At 62.7% G+C, this 19,987-nt stretch carries 19 protein-coding genes and 3 pseudogenes; 14 read left to right on the top strand and 8 right to left on the bottom strand.

Features of this window, described 5'->3' with window-relative positions:
- Positions 1–54: 54 nt before the first annotated feature.
- The gene (locus PSOLE_RS06115) at positions 55–519 is read left to right on the top strand and encodes a DUF3859 domain-containing protein (RefSeq protein ID WP_074857253.1); all 465 of its coding nucleotides are present in this window, start codon (positions 55–57) and stop codon (positions 517–519) included.
- Here the strand turns inward: PSOLE_RS06115 and PSOLE_RS06110 are convergent, their stop codons facing one another.
- From PSOLE_RS06110 to PSOLE_RS06090, 5 genes are all read right to left on the bottom strand, one after another.
- On the bottom strand, positions 520–906 hold the full coding sequence (locus PSOLE_RS06110) for a diacylglycerol kinase (RefSeq protein WP_074857251.1): 387 nt from the start codon (positions 904–906) through the stop codon (positions 520–522). It lies immediately after the preceding gene.
- Positions 903–1,607: a lipopolysaccharide kinase InaA family protein gene (locus PSOLE_RS06105; RefSeq protein ID WP_074857248.1), complete on the bottom strand. Its 705-nt coding sequence runs from the start codon at positions 1,605–1,607 to the stop codon at positions 903–905. The genes PSOLE_RS06110 and PSOLE_RS06105 overlap by 4 nt, the downstream gene beginning before the upstream one ends.
- A gap of 1 nt (position 1,608) precedes the next feature.
- Positions 1,609–2,298, bottom strand: coding sequence for a class I SAM-dependent methyltransferase (locus PSOLE_RS06100; RefSeq protein WP_074857246.1), 690 nt, complete (start codon positions 2,296–2,298; stop codon positions 1,609–1,611).
- A gap of 81 nt (positions 2,299–2,379) precedes the next feature.
- Complete coding sequence (locus PSOLE_RS06095) at positions 2,380–3,648, bottom strand: sensor histidine kinase (RefSeq protein WP_074857243.1); 1,269 nt, start codon at positions 3,646–3,648, stop codon at positions 2,380–2,382.
- A complete protein-coding gene (locus PSOLE_RS06090) occupies positions 3,638–4,321 on the bottom strand; it encodes a response regulator transcription factor (RefSeq protein ID WP_003460545.1) in 684 nt (227 codons plus the stop codon). The genes PSOLE_RS06095 and PSOLE_RS06090 overlap by 11 nt, the downstream gene beginning before the upstream one ends.
- Positions 4,322–4,424: 103 nt before the next feature.
- On the opposite strand from PSOLE_RS06090, the gene PSOLE_RS06085 reads away from it, so the two are divergent.
- From PSOLE_RS06085 to PSOLE_RS06065, 5 genes and pseudogenes are all read left to right on the top strand, one after another.
- The gene (locus PSOLE_RS06085) at positions 4,425–6,383 is read left to right on the top strand and encodes an LTA synthase family protein (RefSeq protein WP_074857241.1); all 1,959 of its coding nucleotides are present in this window, start codon (positions 4,425–4,427) and stop codon (positions 6,381–6,383) included.
- Positions 6,384–6,392: 9 nt separating this feature from the next.
- Positions 6,393–7,128: pseudogene (locus PSOLE_RS06080) on the top strand (phosphatase PAP2 family protein).
- Entirely contained in the window at positions 7,125–7,805 is a 681-nt protein-coding gene (locus PSOLE_RS06075) for a dual specificity protein phosphatase family protein (protein WP_083393727.1), read from the top strand. Before PSOLE_RS06080 ends, PSOLE_RS06075 begins: the two are co-directional and overlap by 4 nt.
- A 4-nt stretch (positions 7,806–7,809) precedes the next feature.
- Positions 7,810–8,160, top strand: coding sequence for a hypothetical protein (locus tag PSOLE_RS06070; protein ID WP_003240801.1), 351 nt, complete (start codon positions 7,810–7,812; stop codon positions 8,158–8,160).
- A 135-nt stretch (positions 8,161–8,295) separates the two neighbouring features.
- On the top strand, positions 8,296–9,921 hold the full coding sequence (locus tag PSOLE_RS06065; protein ID WP_074857235.1) for a methyl-accepting chemotaxis protein: 1,626 nt from the start codon (positions 8,296–8,298) through the stop codon (positions 9,919–9,921).
- A 93-nt stretch (positions 9,922–10,014) separates the two neighbouring features.
- On the opposite strand, the gene fabB is transcribed toward PSOLE_RS06065, so the two are convergent.
- The 3 genes and pseudogenes from fabB to PSOLE_RS25260 all read right to left on the bottom strand — a co-directional run.
- Positions 10,015–11,235 (bottom strand): beta-ketoacyl-ACP synthase I, encoded by a 1,221-nt coding sequence (gene fabB / locus PSOLE_RS06060; RefSeq protein WP_074857232.1) that lies wholly within the window; start codon positions 11,233–11,235, stop codon positions 10,015–10,017.
- An 11-nt stretch (positions 11,236–11,246) separates the two neighbouring features.
- Positions 11,247–11,762, bottom strand: a complete 516-nt coding sequence (gene fabA / locus PSOLE_RS06055) for a 3-hydroxyacyl-[acyl-carrier-protein] dehydratase FabA (RefSeq protein ID WP_003240795.1) — start codon at positions 11,760–11,762, stop codon at positions 11,247–11,249.
- Between the two features lie 218 nt (positions 11,763–11,980).
- A pseudogene (locus PSOLE_RS25260) lies at positions 11,981–12,507 on the bottom strand (response regulator); the annotation flags it as partial.
- Between the two features lie 711 nt (positions 12,508–13,218).
- Between PSOLE_RS25260 and PSOLE_RS06045 the strand changes: the two are divergent.
- The 8 genes and pseudogenes from PSOLE_RS06045 (at position 13,219) to PSOLE_RS06010 (ending at position 19,987) form a co-directional block, all read left to right on the top strand.
- Positions 13,219–14,241, top strand: coding sequence for an NAD(P)H-dependent glycerol-3-phosphate dehydrogenase (locus tag PSOLE_RS06045; protein WP_074857229.1), 1,023 nt, complete (start codon positions 13,219–13,221; stop codon positions 14,239–14,241).
- 29 nt (positions 14,242–14,270) lie between these two features.
- Positions 14,271–14,618 (top strand): DUF4389 domain-containing protein, encoded by a 348-nt coding sequence (locus PSOLE_RS06040; RefSeq protein WP_003460537.1) that lies wholly within the window; start codon positions 14,271–14,273, stop codon positions 14,616–14,618.
- Positions 14,615–15,073, top strand: a complete 459-nt coding sequence (gene sixA / locus PSOLE_RS06035) for a phosphohistidine phosphatase SixA (RefSeq protein WP_003460536.1) — start codon at positions 14,615–14,617, stop codon at positions 15,071–15,073. The genes PSOLE_RS06040 and sixA overlap by 4 nt, the downstream gene beginning before the upstream one ends.
- Positions 15,074–15,254: 181 nt before the next feature.
- Entirely contained in the window at positions 15,255–16,922 is a 1,668-nt protein-coding gene (locus tag PSOLE_RS06030) for an AMP-binding protein (RefSeq protein ID WP_074857226.1), read from the top strand.
- 53 nt (positions 16,923–16,975) lie between these two features.
- Positions 16,976–17,419, top strand: a complete 444-nt coding sequence (locus PSOLE_RS06025) for a hotdog fold thioesterase (protein WP_074857223.1) — start codon at positions 16,976–16,978, stop codon at positions 17,417–17,419.
- 57 nt (positions 17,420–17,476) lie between these two features.
- Positions 17,477–18,280: pseudogene (locus PSOLE_RS06020) on the top strand (AraC family ligand binding domain-containing protein).
- 171 nt (positions 18,281–18,451) lie between these two features.
- Complete coding sequence (locus PSOLE_RS06015) at positions 18,452–19,084, top strand: LysE family translocator (RefSeq protein WP_074857314.1); 633 nt, start codon at positions 18,452–18,454, stop codon at positions 19,082–19,084.
- Between the two features lie 99 nt (positions 19,085–19,183).
- A complete protein-coding gene (locus PSOLE_RS06010; protein ID WP_003460526.1) occupies positions 19,184–19,987 on the top strand; it encodes an alpha/beta fold hydrolase in 804 nt (267 codons plus the stop codon).

Below are 19,987 nucleotides of genomic sequence, written 5' to 3'. Positions count from 1 at the left end.
CAACCTGTCATTCACACGTCATAGGCTCGCGCTCATCTCAACGAGGAGCGCACCATGCATTACACTCGAGTGGCCGTGATGGCCGGTCTATTCGCCTGGGCAGGTCTGAGCCAGGCTGACGTCCGTGTCGAAGGGGCGGTGGAATACGGCATCTTCAGCAGCCAGTATCAGGATTTTCAGCCCGGCGAGCGGGTACTGACCCGCAGCAATCAGGACATCGAGCGCACCGAGCAGATTCCCGCCAAGCTCGGCACCAAGTTCGGCATGCGTTACAGCCTGGCCGGCAAGCGTGAGGGTGATATTCCACTGACGTTGTTGTACCTCACGCCAGGCGTTGTCACGCCGGATGGTCAGCGTCATGACAAGTTCGAAGTGCAGCAGAAGCTGGTGGTCGGTGCACCGCAGGACGTGATGGCCTTCGAATTCACCGAGCATCATGAAGTGGTGCCCGGCGAATGGCATTTCATCGTCTATCAGGGGGATCGCAAGCTGGCCGAACAGCGTTTCATGGTGCGCTGATCAGAGCAGGATGATCGCCCAGGTCAGAGCGATCATCAGCAGCGCGACCATTTGCGCCGCGCTGCCCATGTCCTTGGCCTGTTTGGAAAGCGGGTGCAGGTTCAGCGAGATGCGGTCGACCACCGCCTCGATGGCGGAATTGAGCAATTCCACCATCAGCGCCAGTAACGGCACCAGCATCAGCAACGCGCGCTCGGCGCGGCCGACATCGACCAGGCAGGCCAGCGGCAGCAGTAGCAGGTTCAACCACAGCAACTGGCGGAACGCGGCTTCACCCTGGTAGGCCGCGCGCAGCCCGGCCAGCGAATAACCGGTGGCGTCGGAGATGCGCGCCAGGCCTCGGCGGCCCTTGAAGGACAGGGCGTCCAGATCGGGGCTGTCGTTCATGATTGCAGCCCACCCCATGGATCGTTCAGCGCACGCTGGTAAGCCTGGCGCAGATAGAGCATGTCAGCTTCGGGCATGCTGCCGCCGTGGCGTTGCAACTGGCCGAGATCACGCCGCGAAGCGCTGGCAATACGCCAATGCCGTCGGCTTTTCTCCAGATCCAGCAGGGCGATGTCCACATCACCGTCGCTGCGAGCTTTGACGAACAGATGCTTGGCGTAGCAGCAGCCATGCTGCCATCCACCCAGGTGCAGACGCGCCAGGGTGACGGCCAGGCGTTGCAGCATGGCCTGGTGGAGCTTCGCTGCATGCGCCTCTTCGTACCACTGTTCCAGGCTGACGAAGCCCTGCAGCGCTTCGGTGACCAACAGTGCCTGCCACTGTCCGCTCTGCTTGCGCGCCGAGCAGTAGACGATCTTCGGCGTGCGGATGCCGAGGCGGGCGAGGGCGCGGTAGGCCTGCAGCTCGCGCAGGATGGTTGGCCGCCCCAACGGGTGGCGCAGCGAGCGGTAGAGATGCCCGCTCTGGCGCTTGCAGAACAGCAGGGGCCGGCTTGTGTCCCAGTGTTGCAGCAGGCGCACGCCACTTTCGCCGCCGCGTCGCTGATTGGCCGGCTCGACCCATTCCCCGGGGCTGTACCACCAGCGATCGAATTCGGTCGAGGGCAGGGCGGCCATTGCCTGTTCGCTGAGGACGCCCATCTCAGGCCACCTTGCGCAGGACGTAGGTGCGCCACATGGCGTAGCCGGGCAGGAAGTCCAGGTGGCCGAGAATGGCGAAGCCGGCCTGACGAAATTCCTCTTCCACCGTGCTGCGAGCGACGACGAAGCGGTTCTGGTTTTCCGCGGCGCGGCCCTGAGCCGTTCTACGGGCCTCCAGACGGCGGCGTTTCCAGGCTTTGTAGTTGCCGTCGACCCATAGCGAGACGATCACCGTATCGCGGCTGACGCGATGAAGCTCGCGAAGGATGGCCAGGCGGTGTTCGGCCGATTCGATGTGATGCAGCAGACGGATGCAGAAGACGCAGTCCACCGCATTGGCGCCCAGGTCGATATCGAAGGCCGAGGTGCGGAAGCTGTTGATCCGCGCCACCACTTCAGGCGTTTGCGCAGCGCGGGCGGTGGCGATCATGTCGGCCGAGTTGTCGGCGGCGAAGATCACCCGGTTCGGCTGCTCGCAGAGCATCGGCCAAAAGCGCCCGGCGCCGCAGGGCAGGTCGAGTACCAGATTCGGCTTATCGGCCATCTGCAATGCACGGCGCGCCACCTGTACGTCGCGCCAGTGCGACAGGCGTCGGGCCAGGCCATCCTGATGCTTGTGCAGGTATTGCTGCGAATGCTCGAAATCGTACTTGCGGGAAAAGTCCAGTTCGATGGGGCTAGGCTTGGGCATGACGAACGTCCTTTGATGGATACGTTCGTCAGCCTAAAGAGCAGGGCATCAAGGCCGCGTCAAAAGGGTGTGAAAATTTCGTCAAGCGCCATTGTTCAGGGTGACCCGGAAGCGGGTATGACCTGGCTTGCTCTGCAAACTGACGCTCCAGCCCTGTTTGGCGCAAATGCGTTTGACCAGCGATAGCCCCAGCCCGAGCCCCTCGCCACGTGCCTGCGAGCCGCGCACGAAGTGCTGGAAAATCTGCTCGTGCTGCTCGGCAGGAATGCCGGCGCCGCTGTCCTCGATACGAAACGCGCCCGCTTCGAGGATCAGGCGCACACTGCCGCTCTCGGTGTAGTGCAGGGCATTGCGTAGCAGGTTGGCCATCACCGTACCGAGGAACGTGGCGTTGTAGCGGCCGTCGTCCTGGCCTTCCTCGATCAACTGGAAGTCCAGGCCTTTCTCTTTCATCAGCGCGCCCCAGCGACTGGCTTGCTCATCGGCGACGGCAGCCAGGGTACGGTCGCCGACGAACGCGGCTTCGTTGCTCTTGTCGCGCGCCAGCTGCAGGAATGTCTGCACCAGTTCGCGCATTTCCTCACTGGCGCGGGCGATGCGCGCCACCTGTTCCTTCTCGCGCGAGCCCAGGGGCGCCTCGGCAAGCAGCTCGCAGGAAGTGGCGATGACCATCAGCGGTGTACGCAGTTCGTGGCTGACATCGCTGGTGAACAGACGCTCGCGCTCCAGGGACTGACGCACCTGGCCCAGCGTGCTGTCGAAGGCAGCGGCCAACTGGCCGATTTCGTCGTCGGGGTAATCCGGTGCCAATGGTGGCGCCAGCGGATGCAGCTGGTCGCGATGACGCACCTGCTGCGCCAGCCGGCTGATCGGCGCCATGACCTTGCGCGCCATCATCAAGCCCAGGCCCCAGGCGGCGATCACCGTCAGCAGAAAGCCCGCCAGCACCACATTGAACAGCGCATTCTCGCGGGCTTCGAATTCCTGTTGCTCCTGCACCAGCATGTAGGTCTCGCCGTTGATCTTCTGTACGTAGACGTAAAACGCCTCGTTGCCGCTGACGACCTCGTTGAACCCTTCCCGCAGGCCGTCATATTCGGGCGGGATGGCATAGTCGGGATTATTCGACGAGAAGAAGCGGGTGCTGGAGTCCAGGCGCGGTGGGCGCCCCTGGCGGATGTCCTCGTTCAGTGTTTCACCCAGCTCGCGACTCATCTCCTGGGAAACCAGATGCTCCTCGATGAAATGCACCACACCGACGATGCTCAACGAGAACAGGCCGCTGACCATCACCGTCATCAGCACGAAGGCGATCAGAATCCGGCGCTGGAAGGGCTGCTTAGACAGCATCGGGGTTCTCCGCCAGGCGATAGCCGACGCCGTGGATGGTGTGCAGCAGTGGTGTGGGAAAGGGTTTGTCGAGTACCTGGCGTAGTTGATGGACATGGCTGCGCAGGCTGTCACTGTCCGGGCAATCGTCGCCCCACAGGGTTTCTTCCAGCGCTTCACGGCGTACCACCGCTGGGCTGCGTTGCATGAGGATGGCCAGCAGCTTGAGGCCCAACGGGTTGAGCTTGAGCAGTTGGCCGGCGCGACTGACCTGCAGGGTATCGAGGTCGTAGCTGAGATCGGCGACCTGCAGCTGGCGTTTGCGGCTGCCGCGGCTACGGCGCAGGATCGCCTCGATGCGCGCCACCAGTTCGGACAGCGCGAAGGGCTTGATCAGGTAGTCATCGGCGCCGGCATTGAGCCCCTGCAGGCGATCATCCAGGGCATCGCGCGCGGTCAGCATGAGGATGGGAACCTCGCTGCGCCCGTCCTCGCGCAGGCGCTTGCACACCTGATAACCGTCGATGCCGGGCAGCATGATGTCCAGCACGATCAGATCGTAATGACCGCTGCTGGCCAGGTGCAGACCGCTGAGACCGTCCTGCGCGCAGTCGACGGAAAAGCCCTTGAGCTGCAGGTAGTCGAGCACGTTGGCGAGGATGTCTCGGTTGTCTTCGATGACCAGAATGCGCATCGCGAGTAATTCCTGGGTTTGACGATTTTTTCACACGGCTTTGACGAGAGGCTCACGGCTCGCCTCGCAGACTGCGGCTCGTTCATCCTACAAGGATCATACTTTGCCACGTCTCCATTACGCGCAACTTCGTTATCTGTCGATCATTCTGCTGGCTTGGCTGGCGGTTTTCTTCCTCACTCGTAGCGTGCTGCTGATTGCGCATCTGGGCGATGCCGGTGTCACCCTGCCGAACCTGCTTGGCCTGTATGGCGTCGGTCTGATCTATGACCTGAGCTTCCTGGTCTACGCCGCCGCGCCGCTGGCGCTTTACCTGCTGCTGTGTCCTGCCTGGTTGTGGCAGCGCCGTTGGCACCAGCGTCTGTTGATCGCCCTGGCGGCCGTCAGCCTGTTCGCGATGTTATTCACCGCGGTGGCCGAATGGCTGTTCTGGGACGAGTTCGGCGTGCGCTTCAATTTCATTGCCGTGGACTACCTCGTGTACTCCAAAGAGGTCGTCGACAACATTCTCGAGTCCTACCCGATCTATCCGCTGCTGGCGCTGCTGGCGGTCTTGGCCATCGGCTTGACCGTAGCGCTGCGCCGGCCGCTGCGTGCGGCGTTGCAGGCGCCGCGTTTGCCACGGCTGCGTGCGATCTATGCACTGGTGATGCTGGCATTGTTGGTCGGGCTGTGCAGCGGCCTGGTGGGGCAGGACGCGCCGCGTAGCCTGGGTGGCAATACCTACCAGCGTGAGCTGGCGAGCAATGGCCCGTACCAGTTCTTCGCTGCGTTTCGTAACAACGAGCTGGACTATCAGCAGTTCTACGCCACCTTGCCCGATGCTGCGGTGGCCGAGCAGTTGCGCGCCGAAGTGGCCGAGCCCAATGCGCGCTTCATCGGCAGTGACCCGCAGGACATTCGCCGGGTGATCGACAACCCCGGCCAGGCGCGCAAGCTCAACGTGGTGCTGGTCACCATCGAGAGCTTGAGTGCCAAGTATCTGGGCAGTTTTGGCGATACCCGTGGGTTGACCCCGAACCTGGACGAGCTGCGCAAGCACAGCCTGGTGTTCACCAATTTCTATGCCACGGGTACGCGCACCGACCGCGGTCTGGAGGCGCTGACCCTGTCGGTACCGCCGACCCCGGGGCGCTCCATCGTCAAGCGCATCGGCCGCGAGTCCGGCTATGCCAGCCTGGGCCAGCAGTTGGGCGCGCAGGGCTACGACAGCGTCTTCGTCTATGGCGGGCGCGGATACTTCGACAACATGAACGCCTTCTTCGGCGGCAATGGTTATCGCATCGTCGATCAGAGCAGCGTCGATGAGTCCGAGATGAGCTTCCAGAATGCCTGGGGCATGGCCGACGAGGATCTCTACCATCAGGCGCTGAAGGTGGCCGATAGCGACCATGCGGCCGGCAAGCCGTTCTTCCTGCAACTGATGACAACCTCCAATCACCGGCCTTACACCTACCCGGACGGGCGTATCGACATCGCCTCCGGCGAGGGGCGTGAGGGAGCAGTGAAATACACCGACTACGCCATCGGCCAGTTCCTGGCGCAGGCGCGCAGCAAGCCCTGGTTCGACAACACGCTGTTTGTCTTCGTCGCCGACCACACCGCAGGCAGCGCCGGGCGTGAGGATCTGCCGCTGGCCAACTACCAGATCCCGCTGTTCATCTACTCGCCCAGGTATGTCAAGCCGGCGCAGTACACCGATGTGGCCAGTCAGATCGACGTAGCACCGACACTGCTTGGTCTGCTCAACCTGGATTACGTCTCCACTTTCTTTGGTCGCAACCTGCTGCGCGCCGACCACGCGCCCGGGCGGGCACTACTCGGCAACTACCAGCATCTGGGCCTGTTCGATGGGCAGAACCTGGCGATTCTCAGCCCGCGCCAGGGCATGCGTCGCCACGACGATGCTCTGGGCCTGAGTCATGAGTGGCGGGTGGATGATTCCGATCCGCTGTTGCGGCGCGACATCGCCTACTACCAGGGCGCCAGTCATGCCTTCGGCAAGCGGCTGATCGCCTGGCAACCAGACGCTCAATCGAGCCAGCAGCTCAGCCAGCGCTAAGGAATGAAGATGCCGTCTCGTTATTTCGATTTTCGCCTGGCGCTGGGTATTGCGCTGCTGCTGATGGCGCTGTTGCTGGTAGTCGATCCCACACCTGTGGACTTCGCCCTGGCCCGTCTGTTCTACGAACCTGGCCAGGGCTTCATCGGTCGTAGCAGTTTCTGGCTCGAAGACATCCTGCATGACCGTGCCAAGCAGGCGCTGATCATGCTCGGTGTGCTGGCCATCGCCGGCTTTCTGCTCAGCCTCATGCCGACACGGCTGCGTGCCTGGCGTCGACAGCTCGGTTATCTGGTGCTGGCGCTGGGTCTGTCGACTTCGGTGGTCACGCCGCTGAAGACGCTGACCGGTATGCATTGCCCCTGGAGCCTGAGCGAGTTTGGTGGCCAGGAGCAGTTCACCCCGCTGCTGAGCGAACGTGCACCCACCGCCAGCCCCGGCCAACCCCGGCCGATGCAGGCCGGGCGGGCATGCTTCGGCAGGATTCTCGCTGCTGGCGCTGTTCTTCGTCCTGCGCGACCGCAGGCCGCGGGCAGCACGCATCGCGCTGGTGGTAGCGCTGGGGCTGGGTTCTCTGTTTTCCCTGGGTCGCATGCTGCAAGGCGCGCACTTTCTCTCGCACAACCTGTGGACGCTGCTGATCGACTGGAGCATCTGCGTGCTGACCTACCGCGGGCTGCTCTATCGAGCGCCGGCCCACCAGCTATCAGATAACTCGCTGAAATGGGGAGAAACCTGCCGATGAACAGATTTCTACAGGGCCTGCGCCTGACGCTGGCCGCAATGGTGTTTTTCGCAGCGCTACTGGCGCTGCCGTTGAGCATGGTCTGGGCCGCCACCACTGCGCCAGTACCCGGGCAGGGCGAACGTCCGGCCAGTTGGGCTCAGTCGCTGGACAGCCGCATCAACCTCTATCGCATGGCGCCTGATCTCTATCGCAGCGCCTTGCCCAGTGCCAGGGACCTGCCACAGTTGCAGGCGCTGGGTATCGCCACGGTGATCAACTTCTACCAGCGCGGCGATGAGCAGTGGTTGAAGGATCCCCAGGTTGTTCAGGTGCATCTGCCGCTGCGTACCGACCGTATCGATGACGCCGATGTCATCGAAGCGCTGCGCAGCATTCACCACGCGCAAAGCCGTGGCCGCGTTCTGATTCACTGCAAGCACGGGCAGAATCGTACGGGTCTTATCGCCGCCATGTACCGGGTGATCTACCAGAACTGGAGCAAGGAGCAGGCGCTGGCGGAAATGCGCGGTGGCGGTTTTGGTGGCCAGGAGCGCATGGACGACGCCGAGCGTTACCTGCGAGGTGTCGATATTCCGGCGTTGCGCTCGGCGTTGGCCAGCGGTGCATGCAGCACCAGCGCATGGGCACTGTGCGCGTTAAAGGATCGGCTGCTCGGCGTAATCGAGGGGGTATGAAGTCATGAAGGTCGCGCGTTTGCTGATCTGTGGCCTGTCGTTGCTGGTCTTGCTGGGGTGTCAGAGCCTGCGCGAGCAGATGCTGGCAGAGAACTATCCGCCGACCTTCGTCGACGGCTTCGAGGACGGTTGCAGCAGTGGGCGTTCGGCTGTTGGCCCGCTCGGTCAGTTCGACAAGGACGTGCCACGTTACATGGCCGAGCCGCTGTATGCCCGCGGCTGGGAGGATGGCTTCCGCCAATGCGAAGACGTGCAGCGCATCGATGACTGGCAGGCGCGTCGGGAGGAGCAGTGGCGCGATGACGAATGGCGACACCACGTCGACCAGGCGATGGCCAAGGCTCTGCGTCGTTAGAAATTTCTTTATTTCCTTATCAAGAACGACTGAATCGCGTCGATAAGAAAGAAGGGATTAGCGCAATCTCTGAAGGTCTTTTGCCAAGTGCGGCGAAGGATGTCTCGATTTCTGCGCGCAATGGGAGTGGCAAAAATGTCGCTGCGTAATCTTTCTATCGCACCACGGGCTGCCTTGGGGTTCGGTCTAGTGGCTTTGCTGGTGTTGCTGCTTGGGGCTTTTTCGCTGTTGCAGATGAGCGAGATGCGCAAGCAGTCCGAGGCAGTCGATCAGCATTGGCTGCCAAGTATGATGGCGCTGGGGGAGGTCAGCCAGGACATCCTGCGTCTGCGTGCCGTGACGCTGCGGCTGATGCTCAGTCGTGAGCCTGATGAGCTTCAGAGGAACCTGCGCCTTGCCGATGAACTGCGTACTGAGTTGAGTGCGGCTGACTCCCCGTATCAAAAGCTTATCTCCGGTAGTGAGGAGCGTAGCCTTTACGAGGTTTTTCGCCGAGCCGAAGCGGCCTACTTGCAGGAGCAGGGCAAGATCGTTGCCTTCATTCGCCAAGGTAACTTCGACGATGCCATTGCCGTGACCCGTGGCACGCTTAATCAACATGCCGATGATATGGCGCGTGCTCTAACTGATCTTTCCGAGCTGAACCGCAAGGGCGCTATCGAGGCAGCTCGCAAGGCTGGGCAGGTGTTCGATTCGGCGCGTACCTGGGTAGTGGTGATGATGGCACTGGCGGCGCTGGCTACCGTGGGCCTGGCACTGCTGCTGACCCGTAGCATCGTCGCGCCGCTGAAGGAGGCGGTACGTCTTGCCGAGGTAGTGGCGTCGGGTGATCTGACCCAGAGCATCCACGTCGAGGGCCGTGACGAGCCGGCACGGCTGCTAAACGCCCTGAAAAGCATGCAGCAGAGCCTGCGTAACACCATTCAGAGCATCGCCGACTCGTCCAATCAACTGGCATCGGCATCCGAAGAATTGCATGCGGTGACCGAAGATTCGACTCGCGCCCTGCATCAGCAGAACGCCGAGATCGAACAGGCTGCTACGGCAGTCAACGAGATGACTGCCGCGGTCGAAGAGGTCGCGCGTAATGCGGTGAGTACCTCGGAAGCGTCGCGCGCCTCTACCGTGACCGCACAGCAGGGGCGCGAGCAGGTGCGCCAGACCGTGAGCTCAATCAGTCAGCTGGCTGATGACGTAAATGGCACCGCGGGTGAGGTTGAGAAGTTGGCCGAGCGGGTCCGTGAGATCAGCAAGGTGCTTGACGTGATCCGCTCCATTGCCGAGCAGACCAACCTGTTGGCGCTCAACGCTGCCATCGAGGCGGCGCGGGCCGGTGATGCGGGACGAGGCTTCGCTGTAGTGGCTGACGAGGTGCGTGCGCTGGCGCATCGCACTCAGCAATCCACGCAGGAGATCGAGCAGATGATCGGTGCCATTCAAAGCGGCACCGATCAGGCGGTCGGGTCGATGCAGAGCAGCAACAATCGCGCCCGCTCCACCCTTGAGGTGGCCCAGGCTGCGGGCGCGGCGCTGGAGTTGATCACTCAGGCGATCTCCTCGATCAACGAGCGCAACCTGGTGATTGCCAGTGCGTCGGAAGAGCAGGCTCAGGTGGCGAGGGAGGTGGATCGCAATTTGGTCAATATTCGCGATCTGTCGCTGCAGAGTTCGGCGGGTGCCAACCAGACCAGTGCGGCTAGCCAGGAGCTGTCGCGCCTGGCGATCGACCTGAACAACCTGGTAGCGCGTTTCAAGGTCTGAGGCACGGCCATTTTCCCTCCTGCCAGCGGCAGGGGAAAGCAGCACGAACGAAAACGGCGCCCGAAGGCGCCGTTTTCTTTACCGCGGCAGCAGTTACTTGCCGGCCCAGCGCTTGAGCACCAGGGTGGCATTGGTGCCACCGAAGCCGAAGCTGTTGCTCATCACGGTATCGAGCTTGGCGTTCTCGACGGTGCTGAGCTGGATCGGCATGTCGGCGACTTCCGGATCGAGTTCGTCGATGTTGGCCGAGGCGGCGATGAAGTTGCCTTCCATCATCAGCATGCAGTAGATCGCTTCCTGCACGCCGGCTGCACCGAGGCTGTGGCCGGACAGGCTCTTGGTCGAGCTGATGGCCGGAGCCTTGTCACCGAACACTTCACGTACACCGCGGATTTCGGCGACGTCGCCGACCGGGGTGGAGGTGCCGTGGGTGTTCAGGTAGTCGATCGGGGTGTCGACGGTGGCCAGCGCCTGCTGCATGCAGCGGATCGCGCCTTCGCCGCTCGGAGCAACCATGTCGTAGCCATCGCTGGTGGCGCCGTAACCGACGATTTCCGCGTAGATCTTGGCGCCGCGGGCCAGAGCGTGCTCCAGCTCCTCGACCACGACCATGCCGCCACCGCCGGCGATGACGAAACCGTCACGCTTGGCGTCGTAGGCGCGCGAGGCTTTTTCCGGGGTCTCGTTGTACTGGGTGGAGAGGGCACCCATGGCGTCGAACAGGCAGCTCTGGCTCCAATGTTCTTCTTCACCGCCGCCGGCAAAGACCACGTCCTGCTTGCCCAGCTGGATCTGCTCCATGGCCTGGCCGATGCAGTGTGCGCTGGTGGCGCAGGCCGAGGAGATGGAGAAGTTGACGCCCTTGATCTTGAACGGAGTCGCCAGGCACGCTGATACGGTGCTGCCCATGGTGCGGGTTACGCGGTATGGGCCGATGCGCTTGACGCCTTTTTCGCGCAGGGTATCGATGGCTTCCATCTGGTTGACGGTGGAAGCGCCACCGGAACCGGCGATCAGGCCAGTGCGCGGATTGGAAACCTGCTCTTCGCTGAGGCCGGAGTCCTTGATCGCCTGTTCCATCGACAGATAGGCGTAAGCCGCAGCGTCGCCCATGAAGCGGAACAGTTTGCGGTCGATCAGCTCTTCCAGATTCAGGTTGACCGAACCGGAGACATGACTACGCAGGCCCATTTCGGCGTAGGAGGGGTTGAAACGGATGCCTGATTTGCCCACGCGAAGGCTGCCGGCAACGGTTTCTTTGTCATTGCCCAGGCAGGAAACGATGCCCAGACCGGTGATCACTACACGACGCATGTGCAAGTCCTTCAGAAACTGTCGGTGGAGGTGAACAGGCCGACGCGCAGGCCTTCGGCGCTGTAAATTTCGCGACCGTCGACGGCTACGGTGCCGTCGGCGATGCCGAGGATCAGCGAGCGGCTGATGGTGCGCTTGATGTGAATGTTGTAGGTGACCTTCTTGGCGGTCGGCAGTACCTGACCGAAGAATTTCACTTCGCCGCTACCCAGGGCACGGCCGCGCCCCGGGTTGCCTTGCCAGCCGAGATAGAAGCCGACCAGCTGCCACATGGCGTCGAGACCGAGGCAGCCCGGCATGACCGGATCACCCTCGAAGTGGCAGCCGAAGAACCACAGGTCCGGATTGATATCGAGCTCAGCGACGATTTCGCCCTTGCCGTACTTGCCGCCGGTTTCGCTGATGTGAGCGATGCGATCGATCATCAGCATATTTGGGGCGGGCAGTTGCGCGTTCCCCGGGCCGAACAGTTCGCCGCGGCTGCAGGCGAGCAGATCTTCCCGGGTGTAGGCGTTTTGTCTTGTCATGCGAGCTCCTCAATTGTCCCCACGCTTCTAAGGCTGGGCGAATCGTCCTGGCCGGCGCGTCTGGAAAATCAGACCGGGCGCCGGCAGCCTAGTCATAGACTGTTGCGTTGTGGTGAAAGTCACAGCGCAGTGAGTACAGTTGTACTCTGCTGCTTCCATGTTGTCACAGCTGCCGCAGTTTCCCCTTGTAACGCCGGCTTGTCACGGGCGCCAGTTGACTAAGGTCGCGATGGCAGCCAGCGCTGCAGGATACGTTGCAGGTCGGCACGTTTGAATGGTTTTGCCAGGTAATCGTTCATTCCGGCGGCCAGGCAGGCTTCGCGGTCGCCCTGCAGGGCATTGGCGGTGAGGGCGATGATGGGCAGTTGTTGTCTGCCTCGAGCTGGCGAATTTGCCGCGTTGCCTCGTAACCGTCGATCAGCGGTAGCCTGCAGTCCATGAGGAGGGCGGCGTAATCCTGTGCGCGGCAGTTCTGTACGGCCTGTTGGCCGTCGCCGACCTGGCTGATCTGCTAGCCCAGGCTGCGCAGCATGGCTTCGATCACGGTCTGGTTGACCGGGTTGTCCTCGACCAGCAACACCGACTGACCCTCGCCGCTACCCAGGTTTTGAGTGTCACTGCTTTGTACCGGTTCGTTGTGGGCCAGAAAGGGCAGCGGTATTTCCAGGGTAAACACCGAGCCTGTGTCCAGTTGGCTTTCCGCGCACAGGGTGCCGCTCATGCGCTCGGCCAGGGTACGGGCGAGCAGGAAGGTCAGGAGCAGGGCAAGCAATGAGAGAACGCCGGCCTTGAACAGTATCTCCTGCTGGCGCGTATTTAAGGTGTCGTTGGACATGCCCACCACAACCCGGCCCAGGTAGCCGTCGCCGAGTGACTTGCCCAAGGGTGGCAGCGCTTGCGTATGGGCAGGCTGGCCCTGCAGGCGAGTCGGTGCCTGGAACACCTCGACTTGCGGCGTGCTATGGCCTTGTTCCTTGGGCCGTTCGACGTAGACCAGAATGTTGTCGTCGCGGTCACGCACTTCAGCGAAACGCACGTCGGGGGGGCCAAGGGTGGCACGCAGCAGGCTTTCCAGTGGCCGATATGACCTTGCTCCAGGCGCAGGTCCTGCAGGCGGATGGGTGAGAAAGCCGGTCAGCAGCAGGGACGGGCCGACACTGATCAACTGAGTGCAGGTGTGAATGTTCTAGCCGCGACGCTGGTTCATGGCTCCACCATCCCTGAAAAGCGGCGCTGCTGCCTGACGTGAGGCGCATCGTCCTTGGCAATTATGGTCAATCCCGCATGTTAACCGACCCGACGCGCTTTGCCAGCGTCAGGCGCCTGCACTCTGCGGTAATTCTCGTTTGCCCGGCTCTGCGGATAGTCTGCACTGAACTTTTGCCCTGACCGGGTACTCTCGGCTCCGTATAATGCCCGCAGACCGCCATCACGCATGGCCTCATTCGGAAGACCTATGACACAGCTCCAACCCATTGCCGTACTCGGCGGCGGCAGCTTCGGCACCGCCCTGGCCAACCTGCTGGCGGAGAACGGCCAGCGCGTCCTGCAGTGGATGCGTGATCCCGAGCAGGCCGAGCAGATGCGTCAGAGCGGCGAGAACCCGCGCTATCTGAAGGGCGTCAAGCTGCATTGCGGTATCGAGCCGACCAGTGACCTGAGCGGCGTGCTGCAGCAGGCCGAGCTGGTGCTGGTCGCATTGCCTTCCAACGCCCTGCGCGATGCCCTGCAACCGGTGGCGGCGCAGTTGGCGGGCAAGATGCTGATCAGCACCACCAAGGGCATCGAGGCCAAGACCTTCAAGCTGATGAGCCAGATTCTCGAAGAGATCGCCCCCGACGCGCGTATCGGCGTGCTGTCCGGGCCGAATCTGGCCAAGGAAGTGGCCGATCACGCCCTGACTGCCACGGTGATCGCCAGTGAAGATGAACAACTGTGCCTGTGCGTGCAGCAGGCTCTGCATGGCAGAACCTTCCGTGTCTACGCCAGCGCCGATCGTTTCGGCGTCGAGCTCGGCGGCGCGTTGAAGAACGTCTACGCCATCATGTCCGGCATGGCGGCGGCGCTGGGCATGGGGGAGAACACCAAAAGCATGCTGATCACCCGCGCCCTGGCGGAAATGACCCGTTTCGCGGTCAAGCTTGGTGCCAATCCCATGACCTTCCTTGGTCTGGCCGGCGTCGGCGATCTGATCGTCACCTGTTCGTCACCGAAAAGTCGCAATTATCAGGTGGGTTACGCCCTGGGTGAAGGCCTCAGCTTGGAAGACGCGGTGCAGCGCCTTGGCGAAGTCGCCGAAGGGGTCAATACGCTCAAGGTACTCAAGGCCCGTGCCGAAGAACTGGACGTGTACATGCCGCTGGTCGCTGGCCTGCATGCCATTCTCTTCGAGGGGCGTACGCTGGCGCAGGTCATCGAACTGTTGATGCTCGGTGAGCCCAAGACCGACGTCGATTTCATCCCCACTGCCGGCTTCTGAACCAGGCAGCCAATCAAGGAGCGTAAGTCATGAGTGATGAAAAGCAGGAGTTGGAGCGTGAGTCGATTCTGCTGCGCATTATGTGGATGGTGATATTCGTCATCGTCTGGCAACTGGCCGAATTGCTGCTCGGCGCCGTGGTGCTGCTGCAACTGGGTTACCGCCTGTTCTACGGTGCGCCCAATGCCAGCCTGCTGGGTTTTGGCGACAGCCTCAGCCAGTATCTGGCGCAGATCGGTCGTTTCGGCACCTTCAATACCGATGAAAAACCCTGGCCGTTCGCCGATTGGCCGACGCCGCGGGCGCCGGAAGGCGAGACCGCGCACAGTATCCCGCCGGCGCCGCATCCGGTGCGTGACGAGGAGCCCAAGCTGTGAGGTTATGGCTGTTGCGCCATGGTGAGGCCGAGCCGCAGGCAGCCACTGATGCTGCCCGCGAGCTGACCGCCCATGGTCGCAAGGAAGTGCAGCAGGCTGCCGCCCAGCTCGCCGGTCGGCCCCTGACCGCCATCGTCGCCAGCCCCTACGTGCGTGCCCAGCAGACGGCCGAGCTGGTACGCAGCGAGCTGGGGTTCAGCGGCAAGATAAACACCGTGACCTGGCTGACGCCGGACAGTGATCCGCGTGATGCCCTGAAGTATCTCGATGAGCGTGAGCGTGCCGAGGTGCTGCTGGTCAGCCATCAACCGCTGATCGGCGCGCTGGGCGGGCTGCTGGTGCACGGGCATCGCCAGGAGCCGCTGCCCATGCGCACCGCCAGCCTGGCTGAGCTGGAAGGCGATATCCCGGCCGCCGGGCTGATGGAGCTGTTGGCGCTTATCCACCCCCGTTGACCTTTCGCCCTGTGTCGCCACTTGTGGCGTCGCAGGTGCCTCATGCCTGACTTATTGCCCGTGGGGGCAAATGTTCCAGGCGAGAAACATTTCTTAACTTGCGCCTCTTTTGTCTGCGTGGAATATTCAACCAAGCAAGTGCTTGGTTGATTCCTACAAAAACAACAAAGGAGGAAGCCCTGTGGCTGATGCAATCCGTTTGCCGCTCGAGCTGTTTTATGAACGTGAAGCAAGGCACCCGAACAAACGCTACATGGTGCAACCTCTGGGGGGCGGCCAGCTGCTGGAGCTGAGTTGGGCCGACGTGGGCGAGCAGGCGCGCCGTGCAGCCAGCTGGTTGCGTAGCCGCGAACTGCCACAGGGCAGCCGCATCGCCATCATCTCCAAGAACTGCGCGCACTGGATCGTTGCCGATCTGGCGATCTGGATGGCAGGCCACGTTTCGGTACCGCTGTACCCCAACCTCACCGCCGACTCCATGGGGCAGGTGCTGGAGCATTCAGAAGCTGCCCTGGCCTTTGTCGGCAAGCTCGATGACTGGGCCTCGATGGCGCCGGGCTTGCCACAGGGCTTGCCGACCGTCAGCCTGCCGCTGCATCCGCAGGGCAGCTTCGACTACAGCTGGGATGACCTGCAGCACAGCGCGCCGATTCAGGACGATCCCAAGCCCGCAGCCAACCAGTTGGCCACCATCATCTATACCTCCGGCACCACAGGTACGCCCAAGGGTGTGATGCACAATTTCTCCAATTTCGGTTTCGCCGCCAGCAACGCCATCAAGCTGTTTGGCGTCGGTGAAGATGATCGACTGATCTCCTACCTGCCGCTGTGCCATGTGGCCGAGCGCATGTTTGTCGAGCTGGCGTCCATCTATGCCGGGCAGGCGATCTTCTTTGCCGAGAGCCTGGATACCTTTCTGGAGGATCTCAAGCGCGCGCGGCCGACCGTGATGTTCGGCGTGCCGCGCATCTGGACCAAGTTCCAGATGGGGGTGTACAGCAAGATGCCGGCGCAGAAGCTCGACCGCCTGCTGCGGCTGCCGATCATCGGCCGCTTCATCGGTCGTAAGGTACTGGCCGGCCTCGGTTTGGACGCCATTCGCTATGCGCTGTCCGGCGCCGCGCCGGTGCCCGAGGCGCTGCTCAACTGGTATCGCCGCCTGGGCATGGAGATCCAGGAGGTCTATGGCATGACCGAGAACTGTGGTTATTCCCACGTGTGTCTGCCGGGCAAGTTTAAGCAGGGCTGGATCGGCCAGAACAACCCAGGCGTCGAGGTACGTATCGGCGAGGATGGCGAAGTCCTGGTGCGCAGCGGCGCGACCATGCAGGGTTACTACAAGGACCCGATCAAGACCGCCGAGACGCTGACTGACGATGGCTTCCTGCACACCGGCGACAAGGGCGAGCAGGACGCCGAAGGCAACCTGCGCCTCACCGGACGCATCAAGGAAATCTTCAAGACCAGCAAGGGCAAGTATGTCGCGCCTGCGCCGATCGAAAACCGCATTGGCGAGCACTCGCGTATCGAGCAGGTGTGCGTGGTCGGCGACGGCCTGCCGCAGCCCATAGCCCTGTGCGTGCTATCCGATGTGGGGCGTCAGGAGGTGGCCAATGACAGCCGCGATGAGCTGGAGAACAGCCTCAAGGCCTTGCTCGCCGAGGTCAATGGTCGTCTCGATCATCATGAGCGGCTGCAAGGCCTGGTACTGGTCAAGGAGGTCTGGGCAGTGGAGAATGGTTTCCTGACGCCGACCCTGAAAATCAAACGCGCGGTGATCGAGGGCATTTATGGCGAGCGTTTCGCCGAGTGGCAACAGCGCAGCGAAGCCGTGCTCTGGCACGATTGAGCCGAATTGGCCGGGTTCACCGGCCCTGTGTTCAACGCACAAGGAACGCCTTCATGGGACTGTGGCAACGAACGCCCGATATCGATGCACTCAACGCGACCTTGAAAAACAGCATCGGCGAGGTGCTGGACATTCGTTTCGACGCCTTCGACGACGAATCGCTCAGCGCCAGCATGGTGATCGACTCGCGCACTCATCAGCCCTACGGCCTGCTGCACGGTGGCGCCTCGGTGGTGCTGGCGGAAACCCTAGGCTCCACTGCCAGCTATCTGTGCATCGACAGCAGCCGCTTCTACTGCGTCGGCCTGGAAGTCAACGCCAACCATCTGCGCGGTTTGCGCAGCGGGCGCGTGTATGCGGTGGCGCGGCCGGTGCATCTGGGCCGTACCACCCACGTCTGGGACATTCGCCTCAGTGGCGACGACGGCAAGGCCAGCTGTATCTCGCGGCTGACCATGGCCATCGTTCCCCTGGGTGATCAGCCCCCGAAACTTTAGGTTCTGCCTGCAATTTCATCCAAGATTTGCCCGGCCCGTGGCGCTACAGTAGGCGCCATGGACCAGATCACTCATATCCAAAGCAGCTTGCCCGGCGTGCGCCTGATCGATGCCGAGTACCATCGCTTCGCCTTTCCCCGGCACTTTCACCTGGAATATCACGTCGGCCTGCTGATACAGGGTCAGCATCGCTACGCCTATGGCGGTGAGCACCGGCATGTCGGAGCGGGGGACGTGCTGCTGATGGCGCTGGAAGGGATTCATGACGGTGCCGGCCTGGATGGCCAGAGTTAACGTATTCGGGTGATGGCCTTCGATCCATCCTGGCTGGATGAAGCCAGTCGTACCCTGAGTGACGGTCGTCAGGGCGCGCCACGCTTGACCACCAGCAGTCTGCGTCACCCGCGGCTGTCACAGCACCTGCAGCGCTTTCATGCGGCGATGCTGGGCGGCTCGAGACTGGCTCAGGAGGAGGCGCTCTGGCAGGCGCTGGCCCACCTGCTGGAGATGGGCTCGACGTTGCGCGTCAGCGAGCCACATCGCGTCTTCGATCAGCAGACCTGGCAGCGGCTGCGCGATTGGCTGGAGAACCGCCTGGGCGATCCGCCCACGCTGGAGGAAATCGCTGCTTTCTGCGCCATGAGCCCGTGGCAGGCGCTGCGGCGTTTCCGCCAGCACACCGGTTTGCCACCGCATCAGTGGCTGACGCAACTGCGCTTGCAGCGGGCGTTGCCGCTGGTGCTGGCGGGTGAGCCTCTGAGCGAGATCGCCCTGCGCCTGGGCTTCTACGACCAGGCGCATTTCTCGCGGCTGTTCCGCCGCACCTACGGTCTGCCACCGGCGCGCCTGCGTCAGGGCTGATTCAGCGGTTACCAGGCAAGACCGCGAAGCTAGCCTTTTGTAGGAGCTCCGACCCGGGGGGAAGCCTTGCGAGTCGGAGGCGTCCTGATTCGCGGCGGGGCGCCGCTCCTACAGATCCGCTGCATCGACCATCAGTCCATACGTCATCGTTTCAATTTTCTGGAGATCACCATGCAGGAGGCGTCCGCCTTGCTGTCGCTGGCTGCCGTGTTCGCGGTGGCCCTTGTAAGCCCCGGCCCGGATGTAGCGCTGGTGGTGCGCACCGCCTTGCATCAGGGACAGCGTGCCGGCTTGCTCAGTGCGTTGGGCCTGGCCTGCGGCATTCTTCTGCACGGCACCCTGGTGCTCAGCGGAGTGGCCTTGCTGCTCAGTCGTACCGAGTGGCTGTTCGAGCTGGTGCAGGTCGGTGGTGCACTCTATCTGGGCTGGCTGGGTATCGGCGCTGTGCGTGCCTGGTGGCGTGGCAGTGCTGGTCCGAGGCGGCTGGATGGCGAGCTGACGCCTTCGCTGTTCGGCCCCTGGTTACGCGGCGTGCTCACCAACCTGGGCAATCCCAAGGCGTTGGTGTTCTTCCTGGCACTGCTCAGCAGTCTGGTACCCGCCGATATGTCGCTGCCCGGCAAGGTGGCCTGTGCGGCGCTGCTGTTCGGCCTGAGCCTGTTCTGGTTCAGCCTGCTGGGGCTGACCCTGAGCCGCCCGCTGATGCGTCAGCGGCTGCTGCAGGTGGCGCCGATCATCGACTTCGTTTGCGGCCTGGTATTTCTGCTGGTGGCGGCCAGTATCGTCGGACGTCTGCTGCTATAGCCCTGACCATTGCGCCGCCATCAATGGCCGTTACGGTCATTGCCGTGCGTCGGTGGCTGCCGGAGAATCCGGGCATATTTGTTTTCTCGAGTTTGATGCATGCCGCAGTCGATCTTCTTCGCTCATGCCAACGGTTTTCCGTCGGCCACCTACGGCAAGCTGTTCGCCGCGCTGGCGCCGGATTTTCAGGTGCAGCATCTGGAACAGCATGGCCACGACCCGCGTTTTCCGGTCAATGACAACTGGTCGAATCTGGTCGATGAGCTGATCCATCACCTCGAGGGCGGCGCCGAGCCGGTCTGGGGCGTCGGCCATTCGCTCGGCGGCGTGCTGCATTATCACGCCGCTTTGCTTCGCCCGGAGTTGTATCGCGGCGTGGTGATGCTCGACTCGCCAGTGCTGACCCTGGCCGACCGCATGGTGATTCGCGCCGCCAAGCGCTTCGGCTTCATCGACCGCATCACCCCGGCCGGCCGTACTCTTGGGCGCCGTGAAGCCTTTGCCGATCTCGTCGAGGCGCGAGACTACTTCGCCGGCAAGAGCCTGTTTCGCCGTTTCGACCCCGAGTGCCTGGACGCCTATGTCAGCCATGGCCTGCAACCGGGTGAGCAGGGGCTGCGCCTGAAATTCGATCCGGCCACCGAGATCAGTATCTACCGCAGCGTGCCGCACACCTCTCCGGGGCTACCCCAGCAGCTGGCGGTGCCGCTGGCCATGGTGCGCGGTCGCCACAGTCGGGTGGTGTTGCCGCATCATGCGCGCCTGCTACGGCGCATGCCGCGCGCGGAATATCACAATCTGCCTGGCGGCCATATGTTCCCGCTGGAGCGCCCGCAGGCTACCGCCGACCTGCTGCGTCAACTGTTCACCCGCTGGGCTGGTAGCCAGGAGCAACGTGCATGA

The sequence above is a fragment of the Pseudomonas oleovorans subsp. oleovorans genome (genome assembly GCF_002197815.1).
GTDB classification, from domain to species: Bacteria; Pseudomonadota; Gammaproteobacteria; order Pseudomonadales; family Pseudomonadaceae; genus Aquipseudomonas; species Aquipseudomonas oleovorans.
Note: the sequence above shows the minus strand (reverse complement) of the source record. Positions and strands in the feature narration are given on the sequence as shown.